Source organism: Streptomyces composti, from assembly GCF_012034205.1.
Classification (GTDB): Bacteria; Actinomycetota; Actinomycetes; order Streptomycetales; family Streptomycetaceae; genus Streptomyces; species Streptomyces composti.
In genome coordinates this window covers 165821-178173 of the sequence record NZ_JAATEM010000012.1, presented here as the reverse complement: position 1 = coordinate 178173, position 12353 = coordinate 165821, and the positions used below count along the sequence as shown (strand labels likewise).

The window sequence follows — 12353 nt, the reverse complement described above, 5'->3', positions numbered from 1 at the left end:
CCGCCCGCCGCACGCGGATCGGGGAGCGATCGATGTACGACTACGACCTCCTGGTCGTCGGTTCGGCCAACGCCGACCTGGTGATCGGGGTGGAGCGCCGGCCCGGCGCCGGGGAGACGGTGCTCGGCTCCGACCTGGCCGTCCATCCGGGCGGCAAGGGAGCCAACCAGGCGGTGGCCGCCGCCCGGCTGGGCGCCCGCACCGCGCTGCTCGCGCGGGTCGGCGACGACGAGCACGGCCGGCTGCTGCTGGACTCGCTGCGCAAGGCCGGCGCCGACACGGTGGGTGTGCTGGTGGGCGGGGCACCGACCGGGGTCGCGCTGATCACGGTCGACCCGTCGGGGGACAACAGCATCGTCGTCTCCCCGGGCGCCAACGCGCGGCTGGCGCCGTCGGACGTGCGGGCGGCCGTGTCCCTCTTCCACGCCTCGCGGGTGGTGTCCACTCAGCTGGAGATCCCGCTGGAGACGGTGGTGGAGGTGGTGCGGAACCTGGCGCCGGGCAGCCGGTTCGTGCTCAACCCGTCGCCGCCGAGGCCGCTGCCCTCCGAGGTGCTGGCGGCCTGCGACCCGCTGATCGTCAACGAGCACGAGGCGAAGGTGATCCTCGGCGACAGCGCCGGCGTCAGCGACCAGCCGGAGGACTGGGCGCGGCTGCTGCTGGCCAAGGGGCCGCGCTCGGTGGTGGTGACGCTGGGCGGCGAGGGCGCGCTGGTCGCCTCCCCGGACGGCGTCACCCGGATCCCGTCCGTCGCGGTGGAGGCCGTGGACACCACCGGTGCGGGCGACGCGTTCACCGCGGCCCTGGCCTGGCGGCTGGGCTCCGGCGAGCCGCTCGCGGAGGCCGCCGCCTACGCGGCCCGGGTGGGCGCGGCGACGGTCACCAGGCAGGGGGCGCAGGTGTCCTTCCCGACGGCTGCGGAGGTCGCGGCCCTGTGAAGAAGCACGGAATCCTCAACCGGCATCTCGCGGGCGCCCTGGCGGAACTCGGGCACGGCGACGGGGTGCTGGTGTGCGACGCGGGGATGCCGATTCCCGACGGCCCCCGCGTGGTGGACCTGGCGTTCCGGGCCGGTGTGCCGTCGTTCGCCGAGGTGCTGCGCGGTCTGCTCGCCGAGCTGGTGGTCGAAGGGGCGACGGCGGCGCGCGAGGTGCGGGAGGCCAATCCGGAGACGGCCGGGCTGCTCGCGGAGCACTTGCCCGCCCTCACGCTCGTGCCGCACGAGCGGCTCAAGGAGCTGACCGCGGGTGCGCGGCTCGTGGTGCGCACCGGCGAGGCACGGCCGTACGCGAATGTGCTGCTGCGCTGCGGGGTGTTCTTCTGACGCGCTCCGGCGTGCTCTGCCGGTGCGACGGCTCTCGACCGCTCTCTTGGTCTGCGCGCCGGCCGCGGCCCGCCCGTCCCCACACCAGGCGGGCCGCGGCCCGCGCGCCGAGATTTCGAGGGGCCCGGTCCGTCGACCGGGCCCCTCGGTTCCTCCCCCCGTCAGAACCCCCCGAGTCCCCCCCGGGTCCCCCCTCAGAAGTTCTGACATCAAGTACGACCCGCGGAGTCGGGAGAAGGTTGCACGGCCCATTCGAGAAATTTCCGGGCGCTCGGGGAGGGGTCCGGGCGTCTTGGCCAGGGTGCCGCGGCCCCGGTGCCTTCAGACGACGTGCTGTGTGAAGCGGCGGACGGTCTCGGCGAGGACCTCGCGGCCGTCACGGGCCCAGAGGGCGGTGTTGAAGAGCTCCACCTCGATCGGGCCGGTGTAACCGGCCGCCTCCACCCGGGCCCGCCAGGCGCGCAGGTCGATCGCACCGTCGCCGAGCTGGCCGCGGCCCTCGAGGACTCCCGCGGGCAGCGGAGTGGTCCAGTCGGCGAGCTGGAAGGCGTGGATGCGGCCCGAGGCGCCGGCCCGGGCGATCTGGTCCGGGGCCCGGTCGTCCCACCAGACGTGGTACGTGTCCACCGCCACGCCGACCTGACGGGCCGGGAAGCGCTCGGCGAGGGCGAGGGCCTGGGCCAGGGTGGAGATCACACAGCGGTCCGCCGCGAACATCGGGTGCAGCGGCTCGACGGCCAGCCGCACCCCGTGCCGCTCGGCGTAGGGGCCCAGCTCGGCGAGGGCGTCGGCGATGCGCTCCCGGGCACCGTGCAGGTCCCTGGACCCGGCCGGGAGCCCGCCGCAGACCAGGATCAGCACGTCCGTGCCCAGCGCGGCGGCCTCGTCGACGGCACGGCGGTTGTCGGCGAGGGCCGCGGCCCGCTCCGCCGGGCCGGTCGCGGTCAGGAACCCGCCCCGGCACAGCGTCGTCACCGTCAGGCCCGCGTCGCGCACCAGCGTCGCCGCCGCCTCGACCCCGTACGCCCGCACCGGTTCCCGCCACAGGCCCACGCCTGTCACGCCCAGCTCGCGGCAGGCGTCGACCAGCTCGGGCAGCGACAGCTGGCGGACCGTCATCTGATTGACCGAGAAGCGCTCCGGAGCCGGCGGCTCGCTCGTGGGGCTGCTCACGGGGGCACTGCTCATGGGTTCACTCCATACAGGGTGAGCAGGGTCCTCATCCGTGCCTCTGCCAGCCGCGGGTCGGGGAACAGGCCGAGGCGGTCGGCCAGTTCGTAGGCGCGGGCCAGGTGCGGCAGGGAGCGGGCCGACTGCAGGCCGCCGAGCAGGGTGAAGTGCGACTGGTGACCGGCGAGCCAGGCGAGGAACACCACGCCGGTCTTGTAGGAGCGGGTGGGCGCCTGGAAGAGGTGGCGGGCCAGTTCCACGGTGGGGTCGAGGAGGGCGTGGAAGCCCCCGGTGTCCCCGGTGTCCAGCCGGCGCACCGCCTCGGCCGCCAGCGGGCCGAGCGGGTCGAAGACGCCCAGCAGGGCGTGGCTGAAGCCGTGGTCGTCGCCGGCGATCAGCCCGGGGTAGTGGAAGTCGTCGCCGGTGTAGCAGCGCACACCCGGGGGCAGGCGGCGGCGCAGGGCGATCTCGCGTCCGGCGTCCAGGAGGGAGATCTTGACGCCGTCGACCTTGCCGGGGTGGGCGGCGGCCAGCTCCAGGAGGGTGCCGGCCGCCGTGTCCAGGTCGGTCGAGCCCCAGTAGCCCTCCAGCGCCGGGTCGAACATCGGGCCCAGCCAGTGCAGGATCACCGGACGCACGGACTGGCGCAGCAGGTGGCCGTAGACCTCCAGGTAGTCCTCGGGGCCCCGGGCGGCCCCGGCCAGGGCACGGGAGGCCATCAGGACCGGCTGCGCGCCCGACTCCTCGACGACGGCGAGCTGTTCCTCGTAGGCGGCGCGGATCTCGGCGAGGGTGCCGCCGGTGATCTGGTCGGTGCCCGCGCCGCAGGCGATCCTGCCGCCCGCCGCCTTCGCCTCCGCCGCCGACCGGCGGATCAGCTCGGCGGCGGCCGGCCAGTCCAGGCCCATGCCGCGCTGAGCGGTGTCCATGGCCTCGGCGACCCCGAGCCCGTGGGCCCACAGGTGGCGGCGGAAGGCGAGGGTGGCGTCCCAGTCCAGGGCCGCGGGGGCGCCGGGCGACGGGTCCGCGCACGGGTCGGCGACGACGTGGGCGGCGGCGAGGACCGTGCGGGAGGCAGGAGGGGCGCCGGGGCGCAGGGCCAAGGGCTCGCGGCGGGGCTCGTAGGGGTGCAGCCGGCCGTCGGCGCCGGGCAGTCGGATCGTCACAGGGTCAGCTCCGGTACGTCGAGGCGACGGCCCTCGGCGGAGGACCTCAGACCCAGCTCGGCGAGCTGCACTCCGCGGGCGCCGGCCAGCAGGTCGCGGGGATAGGGGGCGCCGGTGTGGACGTGCCGGAGGAACTCCTCCCACTGGGCCTTGAAGGCGTTGCCGGACTCCTGGTCGTCCGGGACCTCCTGCCACTGGTCGCGGAAGGAGCCGGTGGCCGGGACGTCCGGGTTCCAGACGGGTCTCGGGGTGACGGACCGGTGCTGGACGCGGCAGCGGCGCAGGCCCGCCACCGCGGAGCCCTCGGTGCCGTCCACCTGGAACTCGGCCAGCTCGTCGCGGTGGACGCGGACCGCCCAGGAGGAGTTGATCTGGGCGACGATGCCGCCCGCCAGCTCGAAGACGCCGTAGGCGGCGTCGTCGGCGGTGGCCTCGTAGGGCTTGCCGTTCTCGTCCCAGCGGCGGGGGACATGGGTGGCGGTGAGCGCCTGGACGGAGGTGACGCGGCCGAACAGCTCGTGCAGTACGTACTCCCAGTGCGGGAACATGTCGCTGACGATGCCGCCGCCGTCCTCGGCGCGGTAGTTCCAGGAGGGGCGCTGGGCCGGCTGCCAGTCGCCCTCGAAGACCCAGTAGCCGAACTCGCCGCGCACGGACAGGATGCGGCCGAAGAAGCCGGACGCGACGAGCCGCCTCAGCTTGAGCAGCCCCGGCAGGTAGAGCTTGTCCTGCACGACGCCGTGCCGGACACCGGCCGCGGTGGCGCGGCGGGCCAGGTCCAGGGCGCCGTCGAGGGTGCCGGCGACGGGTTTCTCGGTGTAGACGTGCTTGCCGGCGGCGATCGCCTTGCGCACGGCCTCCTCGCGGGCGGAGGTGATCTGTGCGTCGAAGTAGATGTCGACGGTCTCGTCGGCGAGGACGGCGTCGAGGTCGGTGGAGATGTTCCGGCGGTCGAGGCCGTGGAGGTCGGCGAGTTGCTCGAGGGCGGGGGCGCGGCGGCCGACCAGGACGGGTTCGGGCCACAGCACCGTGCCGTCGTCGAGGGCGAGGCCGCCCTGTTCGCGCAGGGCGAGGACCGAGCGGACGAGATGCTGGCGGTGGCCCATCCGTCCGGTCACGCCGTTCATGGCGATGCGCACCGTTCTGCGGGTCACTTGGGTCCCTTCGTGTGCGGGCGGGTGCCGGGCCGGGCCGCGCCGCGCGGTCTCCGGTGGCGGCGGGGGTGGACGCGGGTGACAGCAAGCGCTTTCTGCGATGAGGAAGATAGTGCCGGCGCGGGGTGTGGGCAAGACCATTGCAAGCCCATGTTGTTCGAGGGGGCGAACAACGCGGCGCGTGGCCTTAAGGTCTGGTCGCAACGTGGTCCGAACGGTGGAACGCGCGAGGCGGAGGACACGACATGACGGTGACCCTTGCGGACGTGGCGGCCCGGGCCCAGGTCTCACCCGCGACGGTGTCGCGCGTGCTCAACGGCAACTACCCGGTGGCGGCGTCCACCCGGGAGCGGGTGCTCAAGGCCGTGGACGAGCTGGACTACGTGCTCAACGGGCCCGCGAGCGCGCTGGCCGCGGCGACCTCGGACCTGGTGGGGATCCTGGTGAACGACATCGCCGACCCCTTCTTCGGGATCATGGCGAGCGCGATCCAGTCGGAGATCGGCGGGCCCGGGGGGCGTGCGGGCGGGGAGCGGCTGGCGGTGGTGTGCAACACGGGCGGGTCGCCGGAGCGCGAACTGACGTATCTCACGCTGCTGCAGCGGCAGCGGGCCGCGGCGGTGGTGCTGACCGGCGGGGTCGTCGAGGACGCCGCGCACCGGGCGGCGATGGACGCGAAGCTGCGGAAGCTGACGGAGGCGGGGACGCGGGTGGTGCTGTGCGGGCGGCCGCCGGCGCCGGGGACCGGGGCGGTGGCGCTGGCCTTCGACAACCGGGGTGGCGCGCAGGAGCTGACGGAGCATCTGATCGGTCTCGGTCACCGGAGGATCGGGTACGTCGCGGGGCCCGAGGGGCAGATGACGACGCGGCACCGGCTGGAGGGGCACCGGGCGGGGCTGGCGGCGCATGGGATCGCCGCGGATCCGCGGTGGGTGGTGCACGGGCGGTACGACCGGCAGGCCGGTTACGAGGCGGCGCTGGAGCTGCTGCGGAGGGATGCGTCGCTGACGGCGGTGGTGGCGGCGAACGACTCGGTGGCGCTGGGGGTGTGTGCGGCGTTGCGGGACTCGGGGCTGGGGATTCCGGGGGATGTGTCGGTGGCGGGGTTCGACGATCTGCCGTTCAGCGTGGATGCGGTGCCGGCGTTGACGACGGTGCGGTTGCCGCTGGCGGAGGCGGGGGCTCGGGCCGGACGGATCGCCATGGGGAGGGAAGAGGCGCCGCCTGGGGGGATTGCTTCGGTGCGGGGGGAGTTGATGGTGCGGGGCTCCTCCGGAGTGCCGCGGGGGTGAGTACCGGGCTCCTCCGGAGCGGCGCGCGGTTGATCGTGCGGGGCTCCTCCGGAGCGGCGCGCGATTGATCGTGCGGGTCGGCCGGGCGTGCCCGCGGGTGGGTCGATCGTGCGGGTTGGCCGGGCGCGCCCGGGGGTGGGGTGCGCAGCCCGGCGCCAGCGGGGTGCCGCCCGCGCGCGTCCACCCGTGCCGCCCCAGGCGGCACGAATGCCCGCGGATGGGCGTGCGGGTGCCCGGGGGTGGGCGTGCGGGTGCCCGGGGTGGGGCGGGGTGCGGCTGTGTTCAGGCCGGCCCGCGCGGCGCGCATACCCGCGAGTGGGTGCGCAGGTGCCTGCGGTGGGTGGGGTGGGGTGGTGTTCAGGGCGATCCGGTGGCGGGGTTGGGTTGCGGTTTCGGGTGGGGTGAGTTTGACTGGACTGTAAAGTCAAGATCGGAACGGGAGGGCTTGTGGCGGGCCGGAATGCCGGGCGGCGTAGGTCGGGGTCGGATGTGAGGATCCTGCGGGCCGCCAAGGAGCTGTTTCTGGCTGACCGGTATGCCGGGGTCAGTCTGGAGCGGGTTGCCGAGCGGGCCGGGGTTTCGCGGCAGACCGTGTACAACCGGTTCGGGTCGAAGGAGGCCGTGTTCCGGGAGATGGTGCGGGAGCACTGGTCGGGCTTCGCCTGGGCGGAGCGGCAGGCGGACTCGGGGGACGAGGACGCCGGCGCCGCAGAGGTTCTGCGGGAGTTCGCGCGGTCGTTGCGGCACTTCGCCGAGGAGACGGACCAGATCCGGTTCGCCCGGCTCGTGGTGGCGGAGTCGGCCCGGCACCCGTGGATCGCGGACGAGTTCTACCGGCTGGGGAAGGAGCCGGTGGTGGCGGCGTTCACGGAGCGGCTCGACGCCCTGGTGCGTGACGGGCAGCTGGACTGCCCGGACACCCGTCTCGCGGCGCGGCAGTTCATGGGCCTGGTCCAGGAGTTCCTCGTCTGGCCGAGGGTCATGGCCTTCACCGAGGAGAGTGCCGGCGGGCCGGAGGCCGATGTGGTGATCGAGGAGGCGGTACGCACCTTCCTGGCCCGCCATGCGACCAGGGGCTGACCCCGCCCCGCCCTGCCCGTCCAGCTCACTTCTTCTCGGAGGCCGTCATGCCCGCACCCAGCCTCGTGCTCGGCGACGTCGAGATCAGCCGTGTGATCGAGTGGTCCGGACCCGTCCGTACCGTCCGCTTCATCCTTCCGGACAGTGACGAGGAGACCTGGAGGCGCAACGAGGACTGGCTGGCGCCCGACTTCTGGACGCCCGCCGACGACGCCTACCGGTGCCACATCCAGACCTGGGTCCTGCGCAGCGAGGGCCGGACGATCCTGGTGGACACCGGGATCGGCAACGGGCGGGACCGACCGCAGGTCCCGCAGTTCGCCGGCCTGCGGACCGACTACCTCGCCCGCCTGCGCGCGGCCGGCGTGGAGCCCGAGGACGTCGACGTCGTCGTGAACACGCACATTCACTACGACCACGTCGGATGGAACACGGAGTGGCGTGAGGGACGGTGGGCGCCGGCCTTCCCCAACGCCACGTATCTGGTCCCGCTCGCCGACTACCGGTACTTCGATCCGGCCGGCCCCGGCCGCAGCCGGCCGCCGCGCGACGACCACGAACGCATCCGCTGGGAGGGCAGCAGGCTGGTGTTCGAGGACAGCATCAGGCCCGTCGAGCACGCCGGGCAGCTGGTGCTCTGGGAGGGCAGCCACCGCATCGACGGCAATCTGCTCCTGGAGGCGGCCCCCGGCCACACCCCCGGCTCGTCCGTCGTCACCCTGCGCTCGGGCACCGACCGCGCCGTCTTCGTCGGGGACATGCTGCACAGCCCCGTGCAGGTCCTGGAACCGGACTGGAACAGCTGCTTCTGCGACGATCTCCGGCTCGCCGCCAGGACGCGACGCGCCTTCCTCTCCCGGGCGGCGGAGCAGCGGGAGCTGGTCGTCCCGGCGCACTGGCCCGGGCACGGGGCCGCCGAGGTCCGCAGGAAGGGCGACGGGTTCGCCATCGAGGAGTGGGCCGCGTTCCCGCGTGACGACGAGGTGCGAGGGGAGTAACCTCGCAGGAGATGTCTGACTGAGTCAAAGGTATGCCGAGAGCGGGAGCCGGCGCCATGAGTGTGCAGGAAGTCCGGGCGTTCAATCGCTTCTACACGAACCTGATCGGGGCCTTGGACTACAGCCGTCGGCTGTACACGCCGTACACGCTGACCGAGGCGCGGGTGCTGTACGAGCTGGCGCACTCGGACGGTACGGACGCCGCGGACCTGCGGGGCGAGCTGGGGCTGGACGCGGGGTATCTGAGCCGGATCCTGAACAAGTTCGAGGGCGACGAGCTGATCGAGCGGACCGTGTCCCCGGAGGACCCGCGCCGGCGGCGGGTGAGTCTGACCGAGGCGGGGCGGCAGGCCGCCGCCCTGCTCGCCGAGCGGTCCGACGCGGCCGTGGGCTCCCTGCTGGCGACCGTGCCGGAGGCGGAGCGGCCCCGGCTGCTCGAGGCGATGCGGACGATCCGGGAGCTGCTCGGCGGTACGCGGTCCTCCCGGCAGCCGCGCGCCGAGGACGTGGTGCTGCGGGGACCGGGGCCGGGCGATCTGGGGTGGATCGTGCAGCGCAACGGCGCGCTGTACGCGGCCGAGTTCGGGTGGAACGCCGAGTACGAGGGGCTGGTCGCCCGGATCGTCGCCGACTACGCGCACACCCACGACCCCGCGCTGGAGCGGGTGTGGATCGCCGAGCTGGACGGGCAACCGGTGGGGTGCGTGATGTGCGTACGGGACCAGGCCCCGGGCACGGCCCGGCTGCGGCTGCTGCTCGTGGAGCCGCGGGCCCGGGGACTGGGCCTCGGGGACCGGCTGGTGGGCGAGGTCGTCGCCTTCGCGCGGGACGCCGGGTACCGGGAGCTGACGCTGTGGACCAACGACGTACTGGCCGCCGCCCGCCGCATCTACCGGCGGCACGGCTTCACCCTGGTCGACGAGAAGCCGCACCACTCCTTCGGCAAGGACCTGGTCGGCCAGGACTGGCGGCTGGATCTGCGTGCGACACCGGGGTGACGAGGAGGAGCCGTACCGCGGGGTCGCGGGTAGGGTCCCCGTATGAAGCTGGCGTTCTCCACCCTCGGCGTCCCCGGCCTGCCCGTGCCGGATGTGCTGCGCCTCGCGACCGCGCACGGCTACCACGGCATCGAACTGCGCGCCCATCCGGAGGAGCCCGTGCACCCGGGCCTCTCCCCGGCCGAACGGGCCGATGTCGCCGCCGAGTTCAAGGCGGCCGGGGTCGAGATCCTCAGCCTCGGCGGCTACGCCAAGGTCGCGGCGCCCTGCGAGGACGACATCGTCATCACCGAGGTGCGGCACCTGCTGGAGCTGGCCCGCGACCTGGGTGCCCCGTACATCAGGGTCTTCCCCGGCGGCACGGAGCACCAGAGCCCCGAGGAGGCGGACGCGGTGGCCGCGCGCCGGCTGGGCCGCGCCGCCGAGTACGCCGCCGACGTCGGCGTACGGATCCTGCTGGAGACCCACGACTCGCACCGCACCGGCGCGGACGCGATGCGCATCCTCGGCCTGGTCGGACACCGTCAGGTGGGCGTCGTGTGGGACGTGATGCACACCTGGCTGGGCGGCGAGCAGCCCTCGGACAGCTTCGCCGCGCTCTCCCCGCACCTGGGGTATGTGCAGGTCAAGGACATCTCCTCGGCCGATGACACGACCCCCGTGCCGCTGGGCGCCGGGACCCTGCCGCTGACCGAGTGCGTGGAGGTCCTCTCCCGGCACAACTGGGACGGCTGGCTGTGCTGGGAGTACGAGAAGCGCTGGTACCCGGACGTACCCGAGCTGCCGGAGCTGCTCGGCCCCGGGCGGGAGCATCTGGCGCGGCTGCTCAACGACTCGGCGTGACGGACACGGCCGCGCGACACCGGCTCCGCGGGCCGGAGCCCGCTCAGCGGCACGAGGTGACGTCGCGCGCCGCCCCCGGCCGGGGGGACTTGGCCACCGGAGTGGTCGTCCCGCGGCGCGGCGGGGTGAGGGAGGCGAGCGCCACGCCGCCGACCAGCAGGGCCGCCGCGATCCAGCGCAGGCCGGTCATCGACTCGCCCAGGAACAGGGCGGCCGAGGACATCCCGAAGACCGGGACGAGCAGCGAGAACGGGGCGACCGTCGAGGCGGGGTGGCGGTGCAGCAGCCAGCCCCAGACGCCGAAGCCGAAGACGGTGGTCACCCAGGCGACGTAGAGGACGGTGCCCGCGCCCTGCCAGTCCAGCGCGCGCAGCGCCGCCAGGTCCGCGGACCAGCCCTCCACGGCCACGGACAGCGCCAGCAGGGGCAGGACGGGAATGGTGCTCACCCAGACCATGAAGTTGAGCGAGTCCGGCGGCGCGGCCTTGCGGGTCAGCACATTGGAGGCGCCCCAGCAGGCCGCCGCCGCGACCACCAGGGCGAAGGCGGTCAGGGGCCCCGAGGCGCCCTCCTCCACGGCGGCGACGCCGATGCCGGCCAGCGCCACCACCATGCCCAGCAGCCGGAGCGGGGTGGGGCGCTCGCCGAGGAAGGCGATGGCGAACAGGGCGGTGAACACCGCCTGGATCTGCAGCACCAGCGAGGACAGCCCGGCCGGCATCCCCGCCTCCATGCCGACGAACAGCAGGCCGAACTTGGCGACGCCCAGGACCAGCCCCACGGCCACGATCCACTTCCACGCCACCTTCGGGCGGCCGACCAGGAACACGGCCGGCAGGGCGGCGGCGAGGAAGCGCAGCGCGGAGAAGAGCAGCGGCGGGAAGTGGTCGAGGCCGATCTCGATGACGGTGAAGTTCACTCCCCAGACGGCGGCGACCAGCACGGCGAGCAGGACGTGGAAGGGGCGCATGAATCGAGGATCGCCGCTCGCCATCCTTCAGCACCAGCGACTCTTTCTGCATGGTTGGATGAAGCATCACTAACGAAAAAGGCGGGAGGGGCCATGCTCGACCTCCAGCGGCTGCGTGCTCTGCACGCCGTCTCCGTCCACGGCACCGTGAGCGCGGCCGCCGCCGCCCTCGGATACACCTCCTCGGCGGTGTCCCAGCAGATCGCCAAGCTGGAACGCGAGACCAGGACGGTGCTGCTGGAACGGCAGGGCCGGGGCGTGCGGCTGACCGACGAGGCGCAGCAGCTGGTCGCGGCGGCGCAGGAGCTGCTGGCCATCGTGGAGCGGGCCGAGACGGAGCTGGAGCGGCGGCGCGGTCTGCCGGCCGGGCGGCTGACCATCGCGGCGTTCCCCTCGGCGGCGCGCGGGCTGATGCCGTCGGTGCTGGCCGACCTGGCCGGCCGCCATCCCGACCTCGACGCCCGGCTGAGCGAGATCGACCCCCATCTGTCGGTGGACCTGGTGGCCAAGGGCGCGGTGGATCTGGTGGTGACCCACGACTGGGACATCGCGCCGGTGCCGCCGCCCCCGGGGGTGGAGCAGGCGGTCATCGGGGACGACCTGTGCGATCTGCTGGTGCCCGAGAAGCATCCCTTCGCCGGACGGCCGGCGGTGCGGCGCGAGGAGCTGGGCGGCGAGCGGTGGATCTGCCAGCCGCCGGGGCGGATCTGCCACGAGTGGCTGGTGCGCACCCTGCGCGCGGTCGGGCACAAGCCGGAGATCGTCCACCAGGCCGACGAGAACCCGACCCTGGTCGCCCTGGTGGCCGCGGGGCTGGGCATCGCGCTGATCCCCCGGCTGGGCCGGGGTCCGCTCCCCGAGGGTGTGGTGGAGGTGCCGCTCGACCCCGTGCCGGTGCGCCGCCTGTACGCGATGTGGCGTGCCGGGGCGGCCCGCCGCCCGGCCATCGCGGAGGCCGTCCGCACCCTGGTCGACCACTGGCCGAAGGTCTCCTCGCGGACGGAGCGCTGATCGTTTCCGCGGGACGAGCACTGACGGGCTGGCCCCGGGGGCCGGGCCGGGCGGCTCGTCAGCCGGACGCGAGGGGCGGCACGTTCGGCCCCGCACCCGCCCCATCCGTCACCCGTCGCACTCTCCTCCCGACTTCCCGCATCCGCCCGCCCGACGGGAACCCGCCCCCGCACCCGTTCGTCCAACCCGCGAGCTGCCGGACGAGTCTCCGTGGTGCGGTGTCGGCTTCGCTGCTGGCTGCGATCGCTGACCCACCCTCTCCGCCGCCCCACGGCCGGCGGCCCGCCGCCATCGGTGCGCCCCCTCCTCTGCGCCGATGGCGGCGCCTCTCCCGGTGGTGCGCATTC

General features: G+C 74.0%; 12 protein-coding genes. 8 read left to right on the top strand and 4 right to left on the bottom strand.

All coding sequences use genetic code 11. The features are described 5' to 3' along the window. Positions 1-32 precede the first annotated feature (32 nt). Positions 33-938 carry a ribokinase gene (locus HCJ93_RS12225; protein ID WP_167994125.1) on the top strand — a complete coding sequence of 302 codons (906 nt, stop codon included), beginning with the start codon at positions 33-35 and terminating at the stop codon, positions 936-938. Next, a complete protein-coding gene (gene rbsD / locus HCJ93_RS12220; RefSeq protein ID WP_167994123.1) occupies positions 935-1324 on the top strand; it encodes a D-ribose pyranase in 390 nt (129 codons plus the stop codon). Before HCJ93_RS12225 ends, rbsD begins: the two co-directional genes overlap by 4 nt. Positions 1325-1645: 321 nt before the next feature. On the opposite strand, the gene HCJ93_RS12215 is transcribed toward rbsD, so the two are convergent. From HCJ93_RS12215 to HCJ93_RS12205, 3 genes are read right to left on the bottom strand one after another with little or no spacing between them, the layout of a single operon-like run. Next, on the bottom strand, positions 1646-2512 hold the full coding sequence (locus tag HCJ93_RS12215) for a sugar phosphate isomerase/epimerase family protein (protein WP_167994115.1): 867 nt from the start codon (positions 2510-2512) through the stop codon (positions 1646-1648). Then, positions 2509-3660 carry a dihydrodipicolinate synthase family protein gene (locus tag HCJ93_RS12210; RefSeq protein WP_167994113.1) on the bottom strand — a complete coding sequence of 384 codons (1152 nt, stop codon included), beginning with the start codon at positions 3658-3660 and terminating at the stop codon, positions 2509-2511. Before HCJ93_RS12210 ends, HCJ93_RS12215 begins: the two co-directional genes overlap by 4 nt. Next, complete coding sequence (locus HCJ93_RS12205; protein ID WP_167994111.1) at positions 3657-4814, bottom strand: Gfo/Idh/MocA family protein; 1158 nt, start codon at positions 4812-4814, stop codon at positions 3657-3659. The genes HCJ93_RS12210 and HCJ93_RS12205 overlap by 4 nt, the downstream gene beginning before the upstream one ends. Before the next feature lie 245 nt (positions 4815-5059). Between HCJ93_RS12205 and HCJ93_RS12200 the strand changes: the two genes are divergently transcribed. The 5 genes from HCJ93_RS12200 to HCJ93_RS12180 all read left to right on the top strand — a co-directional run bounded on the left by HCJ93_RS12200 (position 5060) and on the right by HCJ93_RS12180 (position 10025). Then, positions 5060-6106, top strand: a complete 1047-nt coding sequence (locus tag HCJ93_RS12200) for a LacI family DNA-binding transcriptional regulator (RefSeq protein WP_167994109.1) — start codon at positions 5060-5062, stop codon at positions 6104-6106. A 489-nt stretch (positions 6107-6595) separates the two neighbouring features. Continuing rightward, entirely contained in the window at positions 6596-7186 is a 591-nt protein-coding gene (locus HCJ93_RS12195; RefSeq protein WP_309141383.1) for a TetR/AcrR family transcriptional regulator, read from the top strand. 47 nt (positions 7187-7233) lie between these two features. Further along, positions 7234-8184, top strand: a complete 951-nt coding sequence (locus tag HCJ93_RS12190) for an MBL fold metallo-hydrolase (protein ID WP_167994107.1) — start codon at positions 7234-7236, stop codon at positions 8182-8184. A 56-nt stretch (positions 8185-8240) separates the two neighbouring features. Continuing rightward, positions 8241-9182, top strand: a complete 942-nt coding sequence (locus tag HCJ93_RS12185) for a bifunctional helix-turn-helix transcriptional regulator/GNAT family N-acetyltransferase (RefSeq protein WP_167994105.1) — start codon at positions 8241-8243, stop codon at positions 9180-9182. A 42-nt stretch (positions 9183-9224) separates the two neighbouring features. Then, positions 9225-10025, top strand: coding sequence for a sugar phosphate isomerase/epimerase family protein (locus HCJ93_RS12180; RefSeq protein ID WP_167994103.1), 801 nt, complete (start codon positions 9225-9227; stop codon positions 10023-10025). Between the two features lie 43 nt (positions 10026-10068). Here HCJ93_RS12180 and HCJ93_RS12175 read toward each other — a convergent pair whose 3' ends face one another. Continuing rightward, the gene (locus HCJ93_RS12175) at positions 10069-10995 is read right to left on the bottom strand and encodes an EamA family transporter (protein WP_167994101.1); all 927 of its coding nucleotides are present in this window, start codon (positions 10993-10995) and stop codon (positions 10069-10071) included. Between the two features lie 93 nt (positions 10996-11088). Here HCJ93_RS12175 and HCJ93_RS12170 point away from each other — a divergent pair, with 93 nt between their 5' ends. Then, positions 11089-12006: a LysR family transcriptional regulator gene (locus HCJ93_RS12170; protein WP_167994099.1), complete on the top strand. Its 918-nt coding sequence runs from the start codon at positions 11089-11091 to the stop codon at positions 12004-12006. Positions 12007-12353 lie beyond the last annotated feature (347 nt).